Origin of the sequence: Massilia violaceinigra, from assembly GCF_002752675.1 — a bacterium.
In the GTDB taxonomy this organism is placed as follows: domain Bacteria; phylum Pseudomonadota; class Gammaproteobacteria; order Burkholderiales; family Burkholderiaceae_D; genus Telluria_A; species Telluria_A violaceinigra.
On the sequence record NZ_CP024608.1, the window covers coordinates 876,236 to 896,958 of the forward strand.

At 63.7% G+C, this 20,723-nt stretch carries 13 protein-coding genes; 8 read left to right on the top strand and 5 right to left on the bottom strand.

The window, feature by feature from the left end; translation table 11 throughout:
- Positions 1 to 170: 170 nt before the first annotated feature.
- On the top strand, positions 171 to 2,918 hold the full coding sequence (locus CR152_RS04035; protein ID WP_099873790.1) for an Ig-like domain-containing protein: 2,748 nt from the start codon (positions 171 to 173) through the stop codon (positions 2,916 to 2,918).
- 268 nt (positions 2,919 to 3,186) lie between these two features.
- Here CR152_RS04035 and CR152_RS04040 read toward each other — a convergent pair whose 3' ends face one another.
- The gene (locus tag CR152_RS04040) at positions 3,187 to 3,765 is read right to left on the bottom strand and encodes a TMEM165/GDT1 family protein (RefSeq protein WP_099873791.1); all 579 of its coding nucleotides are present in this window, start codon (positions 3,763 to 3,765) and stop codon (positions 3,187 to 3,189) included.
- Positions 3,766 to 3,924: 159 nt separating this feature from the next.
- Here CR152_RS04040 and CR152_RS04045 point away from each other — a divergent pair, with 159 nt between their 5' ends.
- Both CR152_RS04045 and CR152_RS04050 read left to right on the top strand, forming a co-directional pair.
- Positions 3,925 to 5,790, top strand: a complete 1,866-nt coding sequence (locus CR152_RS04045; RefSeq protein WP_099873792.1) for a M1 family metallopeptidase — start codon at positions 3,925 to 3,927, stop codon at positions 5,788 to 5,790.
- Between the two features lie 12 nt (positions 5,791 to 5,802).
- Complete coding sequence (locus CR152_RS04050) at positions 5,803 to 7,440, top strand: serine hydrolase (protein ID WP_099873793.1); 1,638 nt, start codon at positions 5,803 to 5,805, stop codon at positions 7,438 to 7,440.
- A 7-nt stretch (positions 7,441 to 7,447) separates the two neighbouring features.
- Here CR152_RS04050 and CR152_RS04055 read toward each other — a convergent pair whose 3' ends face one another.
- From CR152_RS04055 to CR152_RS04070, 4 genes are all read right to left on the bottom strand, one after another.
- A complete protein-coding gene (locus CR152_RS04055) occupies positions 7,448 to 8,608 on the bottom strand; it encodes a hemin-degrading factor (protein ID WP_099873794.1) in 1,161 nt (386 codons plus the stop codon).
- 28 nt (positions 8,609 to 8,636) lie between these two features.
- Positions 8,637 to 10,970, bottom strand: coding sequence for a TonB-dependent receptor domain-containing protein (locus CR152_RS04060; RefSeq protein WP_099873795.1), 2,334 nt, complete (start codon positions 10,968 to 10,970; stop codon positions 8,637 to 8,639).
- A 148-nt stretch (positions 10,971 to 11,118) separates the two neighbouring features.
- Entirely contained in the window at positions 11,119 to 12,657 is a 1,539-nt protein-coding gene (locus tag CR152_RS04065; protein ID WP_099873796.1) for a S1C family serine protease, read from the bottom strand.
- A gap of 130 nt (positions 12,658 to 12,787) precedes the next feature.
- Positions 12,788 to 13,585, bottom strand: coding sequence for a class I SAM-dependent methyltransferase (locus CR152_RS04070; protein ID WP_099873797.1), 798 nt, complete (start codon positions 13,583 to 13,585; stop codon positions 12,788 to 12,790).
- A gap of 378 nt (positions 13,586 to 13,963) precedes the next feature.
- Between CR152_RS04070 and CR152_RS04075 the strand changes: the two genes are divergently transcribed.
- The 5 genes from CR152_RS04075 (at position 13,964) to CR152_RS04095 (ending at position 20,723) form a co-directional block, all read left to right on the top strand.
- Positions 13,964 to 15,601 (top strand): TldD/PmbA family protein, encoded by a 1,638-nt coding sequence (locus CR152_RS04075; protein WP_099873798.1) that lies wholly within the window; start codon positions 13,964 to 13,966, stop codon positions 15,599 to 15,601.
- Positions 15,602 to 15,616: 15 nt separating this feature from the next.
- Positions 15,617 to 16,954 (top strand): TldD/PmbA family protein, encoded by a 1,338-nt coding sequence (locus CR152_RS04080; protein ID WP_099873799.1) that lies wholly within the window; start codon positions 15,617 to 15,619, stop codon positions 16,952 to 16,954.
- A gap of 144 nt (positions 16,955 to 17,098) precedes the next feature.
- Complete coding sequence (locus CR152_RS04085; protein WP_099873800.1) at positions 17,099 to 18,736, top strand: TldD/PmbA family protein; 1,638 nt, start codon at positions 17,099 to 17,101, stop codon at positions 18,734 to 18,736.
- Between the two features lie 14 nt (positions 18,737 to 18,750).
- Entirely contained in the window at positions 18,751 to 20,088 is a 1,338-nt protein-coding gene (locus tag CR152_RS04090; protein WP_099873801.1) for a TldD/PmbA family protein, read from the top strand.
- 14 nt (positions 20,089 to 20,102) lie between these two features.
- Positions 20,103 to 20,723 (top strand): DUF4159 domain-containing protein, encoded by a 621-nt coding sequence (locus CR152_RS04095; protein WP_208640067.1) that lies wholly within the window; start codon positions 20,103 to 20,105, stop codon positions 20,721 to 20,723.

Genomic DNA, 20,723 nt, shown 5'->3' on the forward strand with positions numbered 1-20,723 from the left:
TAAGTCCGCTATTCTCGCGTTGACCATCGGCAAAATACGTGTTGATTCACGTAACAAAATTCTACTTCTCTACGGATTCAATTTCCAAATGTAAATACTTTGTCACGTTTACGTCATGCATAGTTGCGAGAATTCAGTTGTTCGTCACTATCAATGTAAACGGGAATCTCATGCGCCACCTGACCACGTTCAAGCTGTTCCGTCCGCTCGCCATCGCCCTGGCGCTCTCCGCCAGCCACGCCGTCATGGCGTCCGAAGCGGACCACCAGGAGTTCGAAGCGACCCTGCATGTGCCGTATGCGACCTCGTCCCAGGCGCGCGTGTTCACCTTGGCCTTCGAGTATCCGCACGTCGAGCGCCAGCAGGAAGTGAGCTGGAAGCTGGAACTGGTCAGCCCGACGGGCCAGGTGGTCCAGCGCTGGCACGGCGTGCAACGCATGTTCCAGAAGCCGGTCGACGTCAAGGTGCGCTGGGCTGGCCGGGCCGGCTTGCCGGACGGCGTCTATAAAGTGCGCATGCAGGCCGTCTCCAATGATGCCGCCGAGCGCGGCCGTGAGCCGGATCTGTCGGAGGAATCGGTCGACCGCCTGCTGGCGGCCGGTGCGGGCGAGCTCGTCGAGCAGAGCTGGGACCTGGCGCTGGGCAAGACCACCAAGGCGGCCATGCCCACCTTCCGTGCCTTGCCGACAAACAAGACCGACAGCAAGGCCGAGAGCAAGTCAGGCGAGCTGTCCTCGGTGCAAATGGCCGCGCCCGCGCCCGGCTCCCTGCCATACACAATCTACTTCGCCAACCTGCACAGCCAGACCAACCACAGCGATGGCGGCGGGGCGCTGGGCAGCTGCAGCGGCTCGCAATCGCCGCAAAGCGCCGCCTTCGGCCCGGCCGACGCCTTCGCGTATGCCCGCAACAAGGGCCTGGACATCCTCGCCACGTCCGAGCACAACCACATGTTCGACGGTTCCGACGGCACCAACAGCTCGGCCACTCCGGCCACCGCCAAGGCGCTCTACAAATCCGGCCTGACGGCCGCCGCCGATTTCAATGCCGCCCATCCCGATTTCCTTGGCGTGTACGGCCTCGAGTGGGGCGTGATCAGCAATGGCGGTCACCTGAACATTTTCAACTCGCCGGAATTGCTGCAATGGGAGCTCAACAGCAGCGGCCAGTTGATCGGCGACACGCTCACGCCCAAGGGCGATTACAGCGGCCTGTACACATTGATGCGCCAGCGCGGCTGGGTTGGACAGTTCAACCATCCATCGTCGAGCGGGCAGTTCCTCATTAATGGCGTGCCGCTCGGCTACACGGCTGATGGCGACCAGGCCATGGTCCTTTGCGAAGTGCTCAACACCTCGGCGTTCTCGACCAACACCACCGAAACCGAAACCGGCCGCAGCACTTTCGAGGGCGCGTGCAACAAGGCGCTGGAATCCGGCTTCCACATCGCCTTTGCCACCAACCAGGATAATCACTGCGCCAACTGGGGCGCGTCCTACACCAACCGCACCGGCGTGCTCATTCCGAACGGCACCCCGCTCTCGCAAGCCAGTTTCATCGAGGCGCTCAAGGCGCGGCGCGTGTTCGCCACCATGGACAAGACCTCGCAATTGGTGCTCACGGCCAATGGCCGCGTCATGGGCGAGCGCTTCAGCAACAGCGGCCCGCTCAACCTGATCGCCAACTTTGCCAGTACCAGCGGCAAGACGGTGTCAACGGTGTCCATCGTCGAAGGCGTACCGGGGCGCAACGGCACGGTCACCCAGCTGTCCACCACGGCCAACACCATCGTCACGCCCTCCGTGGGCGAGCACTTTTACTACGCCAAGCTGACCCAGGACGACGGCAAGATCCTTTGGTCGGCGCCGATCTGGGTGACCCAGACCAATGGCGGCGGCGACACCACGGCCCCGCGCGTGACTGCCGGTCAATCGGGCAACAGCGGCAATATCAGCTTCAGCGCCAGTGCCAGCGACGACGTGGGCGTGACCCGGGTCGAATTCTACGTCGACAACCAGCTCAAGGCGACCAGCAGCGCGGCGCCGTACAGCGCCACGATCAACTCGGCGACCCTGAGCAATGGCACGCACAGCCTGGTGGCCAAGGCCTACGATGCCGCCGGCAATGTCGGCACCTCGGCCGCGGTGACCTTCAGCGTCAGCAACGCCAGCGGTGGCGACACCACGCCGCCGGCGGTCAGTGCCAGCGCGAACGGCAGCAGCGGCACCATCAGCCTGGCGGCGACGGCGAGCGACAACGGCGGCATCAACCGGGTCGAGTTCTATGTCGACAATATCCTCAAGGGTACGGATACCACCTCGCCGTATGCGCTGAGCCTGAACTCGGCGACGCTGAGCAACGGCAGCCACCAGTTGACGGCCAAGGCGTTCGATGTGGCGCTCAACAGCGCGGTATCGGCGCCGGTCAGTTTCAGCGTGAGCAATGGCAGCGTGGCGCAGCAACTGCTACTCAATAGTGGATTCGAGTCGGGCGCGAGCGCGTGGGTTGCCACCAGCGGCGTGATCACCTCGTCGGGGCAGGCGGCGCGTGGCGGCAGCTGGAAGGCCGCGCTCAACGGCGCCGGCTTCGCCAATACCGACAGCGTGTACCAGCAGGTGACGATCCCATCGACGGTGACGAGCGCCAACCTGGCGTTCTGGCTGAAAGTGGTTTCGAGCGAAACGACGACCACGAGCGCCTACGACAAGCTCAAGGTGCAGGTGCGCAGCGGCAGCAATGCCGTGCTGGCCACGCTGGCGACGTACTCCAACCTGAACAAGGGCAGCAGCTACGTGCAAAAGACGTTCGACCTGTCGGCCTACAAAGGGCAGACGGTGCGGATCTATTTTGAAGGCGTGGAAGGCTCGACGATCCCCACCGCCTTCCTCATCGACGACGTGACCCTCACGACCCAGTAACCAATCGCAACAATTTCTCAACCGGGGTCAGAGCTCTGACTCGAAACTTTTTTTGTTGTAAAAACGGCGGCCGGCGAGCGGGGTGGCAAACCCGGTTCGACGGGCGCCGTAATTACAACAAAACGTCGTCTTGATAGCAGCACGGGAACAATCGTCCTCAAAACTTGCACGATGGAAGACTGTCGCCGGCGCGCCCGGCCGCCGGTTTTGCAATGTTTCACATTAAAGCTCTGACCCCGGTTGTAGGTAAATGGAGCTGTTGCTAGGACTAAAAGCCGAAGCGGGCGCCGGCGCCGAGCAGGGTGGCGATGCCGAGCACCGCAAAAATGGCGGCGGCGATGCCGTGCACCAGTCTCAACGGCACCTTGTTGGCGATCCGTTCGCCGAAATACACCGCCGGTACGTTCGCCAGCATCATGCCGAACGTCGTGCCAGCCACCACCGCCAGCATCGCGTCGTAGCGCGCCGCCAGCGCCACCGTGGCGATCTGCGTCTTGTCGCCCATTTCTGCCAGAAAGAAGGCGATCAGGGTGGTCAGGAAAACGCCGTAACGCCCCATTCCCGGCTGGTCGTCGCCATCGAGCTTGTCCGGCACCATGGTCCACGCGGCCATCGCGAGGAAGGACACGCCCAGCACCCAGCGCATCACATTTGGTCCCAGCAGGGTGCTGATCCAGGCCCCCACCGCCGCCGCAAACGCGTGGTTGGCGATGGTCGCCACGAAGATGCCCAGCACGATCGGCACCGGCCGCCGGAACTTGGCCGCCAGCAGAAACGCCAGCAGCTGCGTCTTGTCGCCGATTTCGGCGAGGGCGACGATGCCCGTTGAGACAAGAAAGGCGTCCATACAGAGTGATTTGATGCGGAAAGCGCGGATCATAGCAGAGCCACCGGTGTAGCTACGCGCGCCAGCCGTCCGTCAATACGCGCCCGCACGCTTTCGTCCCGCCAGCGGAAGTGATATTCTGCCTGCGCCAATTCACACGCCACCGAACCCGGAAAGACCATGAAGACATCGACCCTCCTGCGCGCCGCCGCCTGCGCCCTGTTTGCCCAGTTGAGCGCCCACGCGTACGCCCTCGACCCCCTCAGCTACGCGCGCTACGACCAGGTGAAAACCAGCGCCGTGCACATTGACCTGAAGGCCGATTTCGCGAAGAAGACCTTGTCCGGCCATGCCGAATTGACGCTCAATTGGCTCGATAAGTCGGCCCGCATTCTCGATCTCGATACGCGCGCGCTGACCATCTCGAAGGTGCAGGCGCAGGGCGCCAACGGCAAGTGGGTCACCGTGCGCCACTCGCTCGACAAGTTCGATGACGAAAAAGGCCATGCCATGCACATCGACTTGGCCGCGCTGCCTGCGCAGCCGCAGAAGGTGCGCATCTATTACCGCACCTCGCCCAAGGCGACCGCGTTGCAGTGGCTCGCGCCGGTGCAGACCATGTCGGGCAAGCGTCCGTTCATGTTCAGCCAGTCCCAGACGATCGATGCGCGTTCCTGGGTGCCGCTGCAGGATACGCCTGCCGTGCGCTTCACCTACAGCGCGCGCATCGAAGCGCCCAAGGATCTGCGCGTGGTCATGAGCGCCGATAACGATCTCAATGCCACCGGCAAGGGCGGCTGGAACTTCAAGATGCCGCAGCCGATTCCATCCTACCTGCTGGCGATCGGCATCGGCGAGATCGACGTACGCGCACTCGGTGCGCGCACCAGCGTGTACGCCGAGCCAAAGCGCATCGGCGCGGCCGCCTACGAATTCGGCGATACCGAAAAGATGGTCGCCGCCGCCGAATCGCTGTACGGCCCTTATCGCTGGGGGCGTTACGACATGCTGGTGCTGCCGCCATCGTTCCCCATCGGCGGAATGGAAAACCCGCGCCTGACCTTCCTCACGCCGACTATGATCGCGGGCGACCGCAGCTTGGTCGACCTGATCGCCCACGAACTGGCGCACAGCTGGTCGGGCAACCTGGTCACCAACGCGTCTTGGAAGCACTGGTGGCTCAACGAGAGCTTCACCACCTACGTCACGACCCGCATCCTGGAGTCGCTGTACGGCCCCGAAGTGGCGGACATGAACCTGCAGCTGGAGCAGGAGGAGGCGATCGCTTCGCTGGCCACCATCCCGCTCGCCAAACAGGCCTTGCTGACCAAGGACCCGGACACCTCGTCGGCCAACTACACCGATGAAGGCCTGGCTTATCCGAAGGGCGCGTGGTTCCTGCGCACCCTGGAGCAGCGCGCCGGCCGCACGGTGTTCGATCCCTTCCTGCGCGGCTGGTTCGACCAGCATGCGTTCCAGAGCGTGACCACCGAGCAGTTCGTCGATTACCTGCGCAAGAACCTGCTGGCCCAGCATCCAACGGTGCTGAGCGAGGCCGAACTGGAAGAGTGGCTGCACGGCGCCGGCATTCCGGCCAGCGCCAAGCGCGCGGTCTCGACCCGCCTGGCCGCACTTGATGCGACCCGTGCCAGCTGGCTGTCGGGCGCCACGCCCACCGCCAAACTCGATACCAAAAAATGGAATGCCACCGAGTGGATGAAGTTCCTGAACGATATCGACAACAAGGCTAGCGCCGCCCAGCTCAAGGAACTCGACCAGGCATTCGGCCTGGCCAAGAGCACCAATAACGAGGTGGCCTTCCGCTTCTACCGCGCCGCCATCAACGCCGGTTACAGCGAGGTGCGCGCGCCGCTCGAAGCGTTCCTCATGAGCGTCGGCCGCCAGAAGTTCGTGGTGCCGCTGTACGCCGCGCTGCGTGCCAAGCCGGCCGACAAGGTCTTCGCGGAGTCGGTCTACAAGAAGGCGCGCGAGCGCTACCACCCTGCCACGCAAACCAGCGTCGACAAAAAAATGGCCGGCAAATAAAAGGACCGACACATGCTGCACATGAACCGTATCGCGGCAGCGATCCTGCTCGCATTCACCAGCTTCGCGGCCGTCGCCCAGGCACCTGCCGCCCCCGTTGCCGCCAGTGCGCCGGCACGCGCCTATGACCTGGAGGCTGACGTCACCCGCGTGATGAAGACTTTCGATGTTCCCGGCATCGCGATTGCCATCGTCAAGGATGGCAAGGTAGTCGCTGCGCGCGGCTTCGGCGTGCGCAAGCTGGGCGAGCCGGCGCCGGTCGACGGCAAGACCATCTTCGAGGTGGCGTCGAACTCCAAGGCTTTCACCGCCGCGGCGCTGGCGATGCTGGTCGACGAGGGCAAGCTGGAATGGGACGACAAGGTCACCAAGCACCTGCCCGACTTCCAGATGTACGACGCCTACGTCACCCACGAGATGACGGTGCGCGATCTGCTGGTGCACCGCAGCGGCCTGGGACTGGGGGCCGGCGACCTGCTGTGGTGGCCGACCACCAGTTTTACGACCGATGAAATCATCGCCCAGCTGCGCTACGTGCGCCCGGCGACGAGCTTTCGCAACAGCTACGCCTACGACAACCTGCTCTACATCGTGGCCGGCAAGATCATTGCGCAAAAGGCCGGCAAGCCATGGGGCGATGCGGTGCGCGATCGCATCCTCAAGCCGCTCGGCATGAATACGACCACCACCAGCCTGGCCGAGAACGCGGGCAATGCCAACGTCTCGGCGCCGCACAGCAAAATCAACGGCAAAGCCGCCGTGGTGCGTGCGCTGCCGGTGCCCAATGCTGTCGGCGCGGTGGGCATCAATACCAACGCTGAGGATATCGCGCGCTGGATGACGGTGCTGCTCGACGGCGGCGCCATCGCCGGTGCGCCAAAAGATGCGCAGGGCAAGGAAGCGCGCCTGTTCAGCGAAACGCAAAGCCGCGAGATGTGGACCGCGCAAACGCCGATGAAAATCAGCGAGCCGAAACCGACGCTGGAGGCGACCAAGCCGAATTTCTTCGCGTATGGCCTGGGCTTCCAGCTGCGCGACTACAAGGGCCGCAAGCTGGCCTTGCACGGCGGCGCGCTGCAGGGGTTTTATTCGCGCGTGGTGATGGTGCCGGAAGCGAAGCTGGGCATTGCGATTTTTACCAATGCCGAAAGCGGCGGGGCGCTCACGTCGCTGCAGTATCGCCTGCTCGATCATTATCTCGATGCGGCGCCGAGCGACTGGATCAAGCTCATTAGCGATGTGGAAACCCAGACGCGCAACAAGGATCTGGCCAAGCAGAAGAGCGCCAGCGCCACCCGGGCCGCGGCCTCGCGCCCGTCGCTGCCGATTGCGGCGTACGATGGCGAGTACAACGACGCCTGGTATGGCGCGGTGACCATCAAGCCGGTGGGCGGCAAGCGGGTGATGAGCTTTACCCGTACGCCCGACCTGACCGGGGAACTGGAGCACTTCCAGCACGATACCTTCATCGTGCGCTGGAAGGAACGCAATTTCAACGCGGACGCCTATGTGACGTTTTCGCTGAACCCGGACGGCAGCATCGAACGCATGAAGATGGCGCCGGTGTCGTCCGAGACCGATTTCAGCTACGACTTCGCGGACCTGCTCTTCACGCCCGCGAAGAAGAAGGACGCGAAGGAAGTAAAGTAGTCTGCGCTTAACCCTTCGGCAGGGCGGCGGTCAGGTCGACCCAGCTTTTCGGCTGCGGTTGGCCGCGTTCGCGCACACCGAAAAAGCTCACCACCTGTTCGCCCTCGTTGTCGTAGAACTCGACCGAGGTCACGCCGGCGCGCCGCACCACCCAGCCGCTCTTGAAGGCGGTTTCGCGCAGGTGCAGGTTGAAGGCTGGATCGAGCACGTTGTACCAGCCCGGGCTCGCCGCCGTCTTGGTGATCTTGCCGCTGAAGATCTGGATCACCGCGCCGTTGCCCAGGAATGACATGATCGGCAGCTGCTGTTTGGCCGCTTCATCGAGCAGGGTGCGGACCGCTTCGGGTTTGAGGCGCTGCACCATGCCGGCCGGCGCCAGGCGCATCGCCTGTTCGCGCGTGATCTTGAACTCGGTCAGCAGGCGGTTGAACTGGTGCACGTCGCTCATCTCGTTCCAGGCTTGCTGGAATTCCTTCACATCGACCTTGCTGTCGGCCAGTTCGGCGGCCTTGGGTGCGCGCGCCGGCACTTTCAATGCCGCGTTCTGGTCGGGATGGCGGAAGTCGGCCACCAGCTTGTCGAACACGGCCACGCCGGCGGCATCTTTCGGATAGATCTTGTGGATCGCGGCGCCGTTCTCGTCGAAGAACTGGAGGCTGCGTTTGACCACGCCGTCGGCGCCCGGCTGCGCCACCGCGAAGGCGTGCTTCCACTTCGAGAACGTGAAGCGCAGGTCGATCTCGCCACCGAGGTAGCCGCCGGCGATGTTGCGCTGGCGCGCTTCGCGTTCTTCGTCCTTCGCCGCTTCCTTCGCGTCCTTGTCGTCCTCCGGCTGCGGCTTGACCTTGGTGGCCACGCCGGTGCGTTCGATCACGCCATTTTCGTTGCGCGTCAGTGCCAGCACGGTGCCCAGGTCGAGCGCGCGGCGCATGATCTCGCGCGGGTCGTTGCCGTCGCTGCGCAGGCGGGTGACCGTGCTGCCGATGCCGGTAGCCAGCAGTTCGGCTTCCGATACGCCGAGCGTGCGCGCAGCGTCGCGGATCATCACCTTGGGCTGTTCGGTGCGCAGCGCGCTCCAGCGCTCGGACAGGGTGGCGGCGCCGGCGTGGCCCGCCAGGACAAGCAGGGCGCCGGCAATGGCCAGCGGAAGGGTGCGTAGGCGTTTCATGGAGTCTCCGGTGTGGTGAAAGAAAGGGTTAATACTGGAACGTCAGCATGGCCGCCGCATTGCGGCCGGGACGCGCCTGGCGTTCGATGTCGGCCAGCGTGGCGGCGTCAAGGCCGGCAGCGAGCGAGCGCGAGGCCGCGTAATCCCAATAGCGCTTGTCGCCCAGGTTGTAGATGCCGACATGGAGCTTGACGTGCTTGCCGATGTTCCAGTACGCGGCAAGATCGGCCACGGTGGCGCCGGCGATGCGGAAGCGCCGCGTGCTGACGTCGCCGACGGTATCCGACGCCGGCTGCTTGCCGGCAGTGGCGACGGCGCTCAGCGAGACGCCGTACGCATCGTTCGGCGCATCGTAGGCGACCGTGGCGCTGGCCTTGCGCGGCAGGGTGGAGGCCAGTTCGCCTTCCTTGCTGGTGCTGCTGTCACGCGCCTTGCCGTGCGAGACGCCGGCCGCGGCGGCGATGCTGTAGCCGGCCAGCGGCGCCGACCACGTGCCCAGTTCCGCGCGCAGCGAGGCTTCGCCGCCCCAGGTGCGCGCGCTGCCATTGTTCTGCGGCCGGTACAGGCCGCGCGTGATGGTGGGGTAATTGACCGGGTCCGGCGCTTGCGTCACGTAGTCGATGAAATTCTTGTACTCGGTGCGAAACACCGAGGCGCTGATCCGCATGCCCTTGGCAGGGCTGCTTTTCAGGCCCGCTTCGAAGGCCTGGCTGGTTTCCTTCTTCAGGTTCGGGTTGCCCAGCACGGCGTAGCCGACCCCCGATCCGGTGTAGCTGAACGAGTCGTAGGTGCCGGTGCGTTCCGCCGCCGTGGGCAGGCGCGCGCCGCGATTGAGGCGCGCATACACCGACAGGTCGGGCGCCAGGGCGACGGCCAGGTTCAGGCTAGGGGTGGCGTAGGCGTCGCTCTCGGTCTTGATTTCACCGGCCGCCGCGGGTACCGCGATCAGGTAGCCGGTCAGGTTCCTGGGTGTGAGCTTGCGGTATTCCGCGCGCAGACCCGGCGTGAGCGTGACTGCGTAGCCGCCCAGCGTGAAGCCGAATTCGCCGCGCAGGTAGGCGCTGGCCTTGTCGCTGTCCATGTCGGCCATGCGGTTTTTCACCATGATCTGGTGCGCGCCGCTGGCGATGACGGTGCGGTCTTCCAGCCACGGACGGCGCGTTTCGGACTGTTCGTAGGCGGCCCCGTAGGCCAGGCTGAGCGACTCGCCCAGCTTCAGGGAGGCGTCGGCCCCCGCGCCGACGCTCTTGTTGAAGTAGCCGGTGTCGATGTTGCGCAGGTAGGGCTGGTTGCCGGTGATGTAGCGCGCGCGGGTGCGGTCGTCGACGCTGGCGTCCTGCACGTACACGCGGCTCTCCAGCGTGTCGAACAGGCCGTGGGTGGCGCCGGTCATGCGGTGCTCCAGGCTGACGCGGGTGCGTTTGGTGCGCGAATCCTGCTGCACGCCATTCGGGTACAGGCCGCCGGTCTTGTTGACGTAGCTGCGCGCGTTGTCGCGCTCATAGCCGTCCAGGGTCAGGCCGATGCGCTGGCCCTGCATCGGGGTCCACTGGAATTTGGCCAGCAGCGCGTTCGAGTCCCAGTCGTCCGGATTGGCCGGCACGCTGCCCTTGTTTTCGGTCTCCTTGCCGCTGCGGTGCACGGCCACCGCCAGCGCATCGAGTGACCCCATCCGGGCCGCGCCGGTCAGGCTGTGCGAGCGGCTCTTGTTGGCATCGCTGTAGCCGAGCGCGTACGCCAGGTAGCTGCGCTTGTCGTCGCTCAGATAGTCGCCTGGCGACTTGGTGACAAAGGCAACGCTGCCGGCCAGGCCGGGCGTGCCCGCCGCCGCCGCGCCCGTGCCGGAGCCGATCCGCACTTCGCGGAACATGGCCGGATCGAAGTAGTCGCGCCCGATGCCGAAGGTGTTCATGGCGGTGCCGTCCGGCTTGGGCGCGGCGTCGGGCAGGGCGATGCCGTCGATGTCCAGGCTGACCCGGTTGCCTTCGACGCCGCGGATATTGAAGCCGGTGTTCCCCGCCCCATCCCACACGCTGCCGCTGCCGCTGAACGCCGCCGGCACGCTGACCAGCGGCTCGTAGCGCGCGATGGCGCTCATGTCGCCCGCGTTACGGCGCGCCAGCTCCTCGGCGCTGATGACGACCACGCTGCCTTGCAGCGCATCGTGCGTCTTCTCGCGCGCTTGCGTGACGACGATGCCGGACAACTGCTGCGGCGCGCGCGGGCTTTGCGCATGGGCCGCGCCGGTGCCGATCACGGCCAGCAGCGTGGCATTGAGGGTGGTGCCGAGAACACGGCGCAGTGGTGCGGAAGCGGGCCGGCGCGCAGAAGCGCGTGCCGCAATCGGGGTCGAAGTGATCATGGTGGTCCAGGTCGGAGAGTATCAGGCTGGCTCTCGGACCTGGCGACGCGGATGCGTCGGGAAGGAACACTTGCTGGCGGGTGTCAAATGATAACAAGAATCATTATCATTTGCAATGCATCCCGCTCAGCGGCTGTTTGACGACGATTTACTTGCGATTCCAGACATCCATCATGTCCTGGCTGCCCTGCAGGCGGATGCCGTTATCGGAGAGGATGCCTTCGGTGGCGTCGATCATGTCCTTGCGCCGTACGACGATGGTTTCGCCGCCGCGCTGGTCGAAGTGCAGCACGATCAGCTCATCCTTCGAGTCGCGCAGCAGCTGCACCATGTGGGCCAGGCTGCGCACGGGGACCTTGTTGACCGAGTAGATCACCGAGCCGAAACGGTTGGAGTAGCCGGCCACCGATTTATGCGGGAAGAAGGGCGAGCTGACCACGACCAGTTCCTGGCGCTCCGGCGTCGGCGGGTCGCCGCGGCGCGTCACCAGCGGGTTGGCCATGTAGCTGGCCGCCGCCATGTTGGTAACGTTCGAGTTGAGGAAGGCCAGGAAGTCGGTGCTGGCGCGCGAGAACACGATCGGCCCGTAGATGAAGTACGACGGGTAGCCGTTGTTCAGGTCCGGAATGAGCAGCTTGCGTCCGCCCACGGCCGGCACCCTGACGTTCATGCTCTTGCCGGCGCGGACAACCGTCAGCGGCACCGCCCCATCTTTCGTCACCTGCTGCACGCGGTACTGGAAGCGCACGCGCAGATTGGTGCCCAGCTTGACCATGCCCTGGTTGTCGATCGGCGAATCGCCGATATGGGTGATCACGTCCCATTCCTTGAGCGGATAGGCGGCGTCGTTCTGGTTGGGCCGCTGCACCACGGCGCCGGAGACGTCCTTGCCGAGCTTGAGGAACTCGCGCAGGACCGGATTTTCCAGCGTCTGCACTTCGTCGGTCAGGGATGGCTTGCCGTCGTACTTGCCGTCGGCGACGTCGCGCAGGAACAGGTCCACTTCTTCGTTGGGGATGATGTAGCCAATGTTCTGCGTGTTGGCGGCGCCGCCGAAGGCCAGGCCTACCATCTTGTCGTTGGCAATCGCCGGGCCGCCGCTGTTGCCCGGGTTGATGGCGGCATCGATCTGGATGCGCAGGCCGGTGGTGCCCATGCTGTAGTTGGCGAATTCGATGCGCGAGACGATCCCCTTGGTGATCGACAGCGAGGTGCCGCCGGTCGGGTAGCCATAGGCGAACACCTGGTCGCGCACGTCCGGCAGCACGCTGGCGCGCGACACCGGCGCGTGGGTGTCGAAGAACGATTCGTCATCGAGCTTGAGGATGGCCAGGTCGATTCCGCGCGCAACCGCCACCACCGTGGCCGATACCTTGCCGCCGGCCTGGCTGGCCTGCACCTGGACCTGGCTGGCATAGCCGACCACGTGGGCGTTGGTAAGAATGCGCTTGCCTTCGATGACCACGCCGGAGCCGGTCACCTCTTGCGGCGAGGCCTTGGTCCATGGCTTGTACGGGTCGGGACGGCGCAGCGTGGCAAACACCTTGACGACCGAGTTTTCGAGATTGGCGGGAATGGCGGCCACCGGCGCGGCCGGCGACGCGCTGCTGGTGGCGTCTTGTGCGGCATGGGCCAGCAGGCTTGCCGCGGCAAGGATGGCGGCAACGGCGATACGCGATATGTTCATTGGGTAATTTCTTGTTGGAGGAAGGAGCGACGAGCGTTAATCATACACGCGCATGGCGCGCCGCTCCAGCGTCCCGCCTGTGCGGAACAGGCAGACAAAAAACGGCCCCTTGCGGAGCCGTCATCACCTGTTAAGGCTTTACGAACTTGAGCGTCATGCGGTCGCTCTCGCCGATCGCCAGGTATTTCTCGCGATCGACATCCTTATTGGCCAGCACCGGCGGCAGGGCCCACACGCCCTTGTTGTGGTCAGCCTTGTCCTTGGGGTTGGCGTTCACTTCCGATTTGCCGGCGAGCTTGAAGCCGACGCTTTCGGCCATCTTGATCACGTACGCTTCCTGCACGTAGCCGGTATCGGCTTTCGGCTCCTTGCCGGCCGGGGCACGGTGTTCCACCACGCCGAACACGCCGCCCGATTTCAGGCTGTCGTGGACCTTCTTGAACACTTCCTTGACCTTGTCGTCGCCATTGCCCATCCAGTTGTGGAGGTTGCGGAAGGTGACCACCAGATCGGCGCTGCCCGGCTTGGCGAAGTCGTACGTGGTCGGCACTTCGAACACGCCGCGCTGGACCTTGTCGAACATGGCCGGCTTCGATTCAAGCTTCTTGGTCAGGTTGGCCGCGTACTTGCGCGCGCCTTCCTTGGCCGACGTCGGCGACTCGCCGGCGACGATCAGCTTGCCCTTGTCGCGCAGGTAGGGAGCCAGGATTTCGGTGTACCAGCCGCCGCCCGGCGACAGCTCGACCACGGTCATGGTCGGCTTGATGCCGAAAAAGGTCAGCGTTTCGTATGGATGACGGGCGGCGTCGCGCGCGACGTTGGCGGGTGTGCGCTCGGTATTGGCGATGGCTGCCTTGAGTGCGTCATCGGCGTGGGCTGCGCCGGCCATGCCAGCGGCCATCATCGTGGCCAGGATCAGTTGTTTCATGTGTTTTCGTCTCCGGTATTGGTATGTACTACGGGGAAAAGCTGCGGCAGGCAATGTGATATCGCCGACAAGCGCGATGATCGAGTATGCACGCTTGAAGGTCAAGCCGAATCTCATATGTACATACTGTCCGCCACAGCGTGCGGACACTGCTTCGGACAGTGCGGACACCGTCCGCCGGACACTCCCGGATTCCCGAATCAAGGACTTAGCCAGTGGCACAATCTTTGCGTATTCTTTTGGCCATTTTGCTGGTATGGTTCTTTCTGATTTTTTCATTCAGACCGCTGTTCGGCATGGTTCAGGTGAGCTGCAAAACAAAGCGCGTTCGCGCAGTTCGGCGGGCCGCTACCTTCGTGGTGAGTGTTAGGAGATACTATGGAACGACGTGCTTTTCTCAATATCAGCGGCCTCGCATTGGGCACGATGCTGGTGCCGGTCTTCGGCAATGCCATCGCCGCTGAAGAATTACTCAATCCCCTCGCGGCAAAGTTCAAGAAGACCCTGGCCGACGTGGCCCTTAACGCCGCCACCGGCGCCGGCGCCAGCTATTGCGACGTGCGCATCGGCCGCTACCTGAACCAGTTCATCACCACGCGCGACCTGAATGTCGAAAGCGTGACCAATACCGAATCGGCCGGCGTGGGCGTGCGTGTGCTGTGCAACGGCGCCTACGGCTTTGCCGCCACCTCCGACATGTCGCCCGATGCGGTGGCCGGCGCCGCGCGCCAGGCGGTCGCCATCGCCAAGGCCAACGCCAAGCTGCAATCCGAACCGGTGCGCCTGGCGCCCGTGAAGGGCGTGGGCGAAGTGGCGTGGGCCACCCCGATCAAGAAGGACTGGCGCACGGTCCCCATCAAGGAAAAAGCCGAGCTGCTGATCGCCGCCAACAAGGCTGGCATGGATGGCGGCGCGAGCTTCATGCAGTCGCTGATGTTCCAGGTGAACCAGCAAAAGTATTTCGCCTCGACCGATGGCTCCTACATCGACCAGGACGTGCACCGCATGTGGATGCCGGTGTTCGCCACCGCCGTCGACAAGGCCACCAACAAATTCCGCTCGCGCCAGGGCTTGTCCACGCCGGTCGGCATGGGCTACGAATACCTCGACGCGCGCTTTGATGACAAGATCAAGGCCGCCGGCGGCGTGTGCACCCTGTACAAGAATTCGTACGACCTGATCGAAGATGCGCGTGCCTGCGGGCGCCAGGCCAAGGAAAAGCTGACCGCCAAGTCGGTCGCGCCGGGCAAATACGACCTGGTGCTCTCGCCAGAGCACCTGTACCTGACCATCCACGAATCGGTGGGCCACCCGACCGAACTCGATCGCGTGCTGGGCTACGAGGCCAATTACGCCGGTACCAGCTTCGCCACCCTCGACAAGTGGGAAACGAAGAAATTCAAGTACGGCTCCGAGCGCGTGAACATCGTGGCCGACAAGGTCGAACCAGGCTCGCTGGGCGCGGTCGGCTACGACGACGAAGGCGTGCCGGGCAAGCGCTGGGACATCATCAAGGACGGCATTTTGGTGAACTACCAGGCCACCCGCGACCAGGCCCACATCATCGGCGAGAAGGAGTCGCACGGCTGCTCGTATGCCGACAGCTGGAGCAGCGTGCAGTTCCAGCGCATGCCCAACATTTCGCTGCAGCCGGGTAAAGCCAAGCTCACGCCCGACCAGATGGTCAAGGATGTCAAGAAGGGCATCTACATCGTCGGCGCGGGCTCGTTCTCGATCGACCAGCAGCGCTACAACTTCCAGTTCGGCGGCCAGTTGTTCTATGAAATCAACAACGGCAAGATCGGTGCGCCGCTCGAAGACGTGGCCTACCAGTCGAATACCCAGGAATTCTGGAACGCCTGCGGCGCCATCTGCGACGAGAGCGACTGGCGCATGGGCGGCTCCTTCTTCGACGGCAAAGGCCAGCCAAGCCAGGTCAGCACGGTGTCGCACGGGTCGAGCACGGCGCGCTTTAACGGCATCAACGTCATCAACACCGCACGCAAGATCGGCTAAGCCAGGGAACCGCATATGAAAGTTCTGACTCAAGAAGAAAGCAAGCGTATCGTCAACCGCGTCATGTCGCTGACCAAGGCGGATGAATGCACCGTCCGCGTGACGGGCGGGCGCACCGGTAACATCCGCTATGCGCGCAACAACGTCTCGACCGCGGGGCTGGTGGACGACGCCTCGCTGGTGGTGCAGGTCGCGTACGGCAAACGCCAGGGTACCGCCAGCATCAACGAATTCGACGACAAGTCGCTCGAAAAAGTCGTGCGCCGTGCCGAGGACCTGGCGCGCCTGGCGCCGGAAAACCCGGAGTTCATGCCGGCCGTCTCGAAGCAGGCGTACAAGGCGTCGGAAACGTTCAGCCGCGCCACCGCCGCCATCGATCCGGAGTTCCGCGCCCAGACCGCCGCCTACAGCATCGAGGCAAGCCGCAAGAACAAGCTGGTATGCGCCGGTTTCTTCACCGACAGCCACTCGTTCCAGACCATCGCCAATTCGAACGGCGTGTTCGGGTACCAGGAAAAGACCAACATCGATTTCACCTGCACCGTGCGCACCGAAGACGGGCGCGGGTCGGGCTGGGTCAAGCGTTCCGCCACCGACGTGGCGCGCTTCGATGCGCGCGAAGCGTCCGACGTGGCGATCGAAAAAGCCCTGCGTTCGGTCGACGCCAAGGCGCTCGAACCGGGCCGCTACACGGTCATCCTGGAGCCGGCCGCAACGTCGGACCTGATCGGCTTCATGCTCGGTGGTTTCGATGCGCGCCAGGCTGACGAGGGCCGCAGCTTTTTGTCGAAGAAGGGCGGCGGCACGCGCCTGGGCGACAAGCTGTTCGATGCGCAGGTCAATATCTGGTCGGACCCGTGGGACAAGGATGTGCCGGTCATGCCCTGGGATACGGGCAACATGCTGGCGCGCGAGCGCATGAACCTGATCAAGGATGGCAAGGTGTCGGCGCTCGACTATTCGCTGTTCTGGGCGAACAAGAAAGGCGTGCGCGCCATTGGCGCGCCGGGGAATATGATCATGGGCGGGACCAGCAAATCGACCGCGGAACTGATCGCCAGTACCAAGAAGGGCGTGCTGGTCACGCGCACCTGGTACATTCGCGAGGTGGACCCGCAGTCGGTGCTGCTGACCGGTTTGACGCGCGACGGCACGTTCTATATCGAGAATGGCAAGATCAAGTATCCGATCAAGAATTTCCGCTTCAACGAAAGCCCGGTGACGATGTTGAACAATATCGAGGCGATCGGCAAGCCGCAGGTGATCGCGGGCGACGAGGTGCCGTATTCGATGCTGATTCCGCCGATGAAGGTCAGGGATTTTAACTTTACGTCGTTGTCGGACGCGGTTTAATCCCCGTGCAGGCAAAAGAGCGCGGCATTAATCGATAGCCCGTCGTTCCCGCGCAGGCGGGAATCCATAGCACCTACGCTGAGCCGATGTGCTATGGATCCCCGCCTTCGCGGGGATGACGGAGCTTTGCAAGCAGGAGTAAAAGTGGAACGACGTACCTTCCTCAAAATCAGCAGCGGCGCTGCCGGCGCCATCATGGTGCCCGTGTTCGGTAACGCCATCGCGGCCGAAGAATTAATGAACCCGGTCGCCATCGCGTTCAAAAAGTCGCTGGCCGACGCTGCGATGAACGCCGCCACCAAGGCCGGCGCGAGCTACTGCGACGTGCGCATCGGCCGCTACCTGAACCAGTTCATCACCACGCGCGACCTGAGCGTGGAAAACATCGTCAACACCGAATCGTCCGGCGTGGGCGTGCGCGTGATCGCCAACGGCGCTTACGGCTTCGCCTCGACCAACGACATGTCGTTAGATAGCGTCGCCGCCGCCGCGCGCCAGGCGGTCGCCATCGCGCGTGCCAACAGCAAGCTGCAAAGCGAGCCGCTGCGTATGGCACCGGTCAAGGGCGTGGGCGAAGTGGCATGGACCACGCCGTTTACCCGCGACTGGCGCACAGTGCCCATCAAGGACAAGGCCGATATGCTGATCGCGGCCAACAAGGCGGGCCTGGACGCCGGCGCCAGCTTCATGACCTCGACCCTGTTCCAGGTCAATCAGCAAAAATACTTCGCCTCCACCGACGGCTCCTACATCGACCAGGACATCCACCGGCTGTGGGCGCCGCTGACCGCCACCGCCGTCGACAAGGCCAGCAACCGGTTCCGCACACGCGACAGCCTGGCCGCGCCGGCCGGCATGGGCTACGAATACTTCGACGCCCGGCCGGCGGACAAGATCAAGGCCGCCGGCGGCGTCGCCACGCTCTACACCAGGTCCTACGACATCGTGGAAGACGCGCGTGCCGCCGGCCGCCAGGCGCGCGAAAAACTGACCGCCAAGACGGTCGAACCGGGCAAGTACGACCTGGTGCTCTCGCCGGAACACCTGTTCCTGACCATCCACGAGTCGGTTGGCCATCCGACGGAACTGGACCGCGTGCTGGGCTACGAAGCCAACTACGCCGGCACCAGCTTCGCTACGCTCGATAAGTGGCAGACCAAAAAATTCAAGTTCGGCGCCGACCGGGTCAACTTCATCGCCGACAAAAACGAACCGGGTTCGCTCGGCGCGGTGGGCTACGACGATGAAGGCGTGCCGGCCAAGCGCTGGGACATCATCAAGGACGGCGTGCTGGTGAACTACCAGGCCACGCGCGACCAGGCCCACATCATCGGCGAGAAGGAGTCGCACGGCTGCTCGTATGCCGACAGCTGGAACAGCGTGCAATTCCAGCGCATGCCGAACATTTCGCTCGCCGCCGGCAAGGAGCGCTTGAGTCCCGACGAGATGATCAAGGACGTCAAGAAGGGCATCTACATCCTCGGGCGCGGCTCGTACTCGATCGACCAGCAGCGCTACAACTTCCAGTTCGGTGGCCAGCTGTACTTCGAGATCAAGAACGGCAAGATCACCGCCCCCCTGGAAGACGTGGCTTACCAGTCGAATACCCAGGAATTCTGGAACGCCTGCAGCGCCATCTGTGACCAGCGCGACTGGCGCATGGGCGGCTCGTTCTTCGACGGCAAAGGGCAGCCCAGCCAGGTCAGCGCGGTCTCGCACGGATCAAGCACCACCCGTTTCAACGGCATCAACGTCATCAACACCGCTCGCAAGATCGGCTAAGGAGAAAGCGCAGCATGAAACAGCTGAACCAGGAAGAAGCAAAACGCATCTGCGACCGCGTGCTCGGGTTTTCCAAGGCCGACGAATGCCGCGTGGTGCTCAACGGCGCCCGCACCGGCAATATCCGCTACGCGCAGAACAGCGTGTCGACGGCGGGCCTGAACGAAAACATGCAGCTGACCGTCAGCGTTGCCTTCGGCAAGCGCCAGGGTACCGCCTCGATCAATGAGTTCGACGACAAGTCGCTCGAAAAGGCCGTGCGCCGTGCCGAAGACGTGGCCCGCCTGGCGCCCGAGAATCCGGAATTCATGGCGGCGATTGGCAAGCAGGAGTACAAGGCCTCGCACGCGTTTGCCCGCGAGACCGCCGCCATCGACCCGGAGTTCCGCGCCGAAGTGGCGTCGCACAGCATCCTCGCGGGGCGCAAGAACAAGCTGGTAACGGCGGGCTTCTTTGTCGATAACACGGGTTTCGAAACCATCGCCAATTCGAACGGCGTGTTCGGCCACCACGAATTCACCAACGTCAGCTTCACCTGTACCGCGCGCACGGAAGACGGCCGCGGTTCCGGCTGGGTGACCCGCTCGGCCAACGACGTGCGCAATTTCGATGCGCGCGAAGCCTCCGCCGTGGCCATCGAAAAGGCGCTGCGCTCGGTCGACGCCAGGGCGCTGGAGCCGGGCCGTTACACGGTGATCCTGGAGCCGGCCGCCACGTCGGACCTGATCGGCCGCATGTTCGGCGCGTTCGATGCGCGCCGCGCCGACGAGGGCCGCAGCTTCCTGTCGAAGAAAGGCGGCGGTAACCGCTTCGGCGAAAAACTGTTCGACGAACAGGTCAACGTGTGGGCCGACCCGTGGAACAAGGACGTTCCGGTGCGCCCATGGGACACCGAATCGATGCTGCCGCGCGAACGCACCGACATCATCAAGAATGGCAAGATCGTCTCGCTCGACTACTCGCTGTTTTGGGCCAACAAGCAAAAGATGAAGGCGCGCGGCCGTCACGGCAACATGATCATGTCGGGCGGTAGCAAGTCGCTCGATGAGTTGATCGCCTCGACCAAAAAGGGCATCGTCGTCACCCGCACCTGGTACATCCGCGACGTCGATCCGCAATCGCTGCTGCTCACGGGTCTGACGCGCGACGGCACCTTCTACGTCGAAAATGGCAAGATCAAGCATCCGGTGAAGAACTTCCGCTTCAACGAAAGTCCGGTCTCGATGCTCAACAACCTCGATGAACTGGGCAAGCCGCAGATTCTCGGCGGCGATGGCATGAACTTCCAGATGATGATCCCGCCGATGAAGATCCGCGACTTCAACTTCACGTCGCTGTCGGACGCGGTGTAAGGCGGGGCCGGGCGATGCGCAGCTACGATTTCTACTTCACGCGCCTGATGTACGAGTCTGGCGACTGGGACGTGGACATCCGCATGCCCAGCAATGTGCTCAATTCGCTGGTGGAGTACACCACCCTGCGCGTCGACCCGGTGGAGCGCGTGATCGCGCTGTCGGATGCGAAGATGCTCGAGTCGCCCTTCTGCTACCTGGCCGGGCACAAGCTGGTGCAGTTCACGCCCGCCGAGCGCAAGAACTTCGAGCGCTACGTGCGTGGCGGCGGCTTTGTGTTTGTCGACGACTGCAACCACGACATCGACGGCTTGTTCGCCAAGTCCTTCGAGGCAGAACTGGCGCGCATCTTCGGCACGAAAGCGTTGAAAAAAATCCCCAACAATCACCCGGTGTATTCGAGCTTCTTCCAGTTCGACGGCCCGCCCAACACGGGCAACGAGCTCAATGGCTGGGGCGACGACCTGGTACACGATTACCTCAAGGCGATCGAAATCAACGGGCGCGTGCGGGTGCTGTATTCGAACAAGGACTACGGCTGCGAGTGGGACTACGACTTCCGCAACAAGCGCTGGCTGGTCGTCGACAACACCCGCTTTGCGGTTAATATCATTCAGTATGCTTTGGGAGCGTGA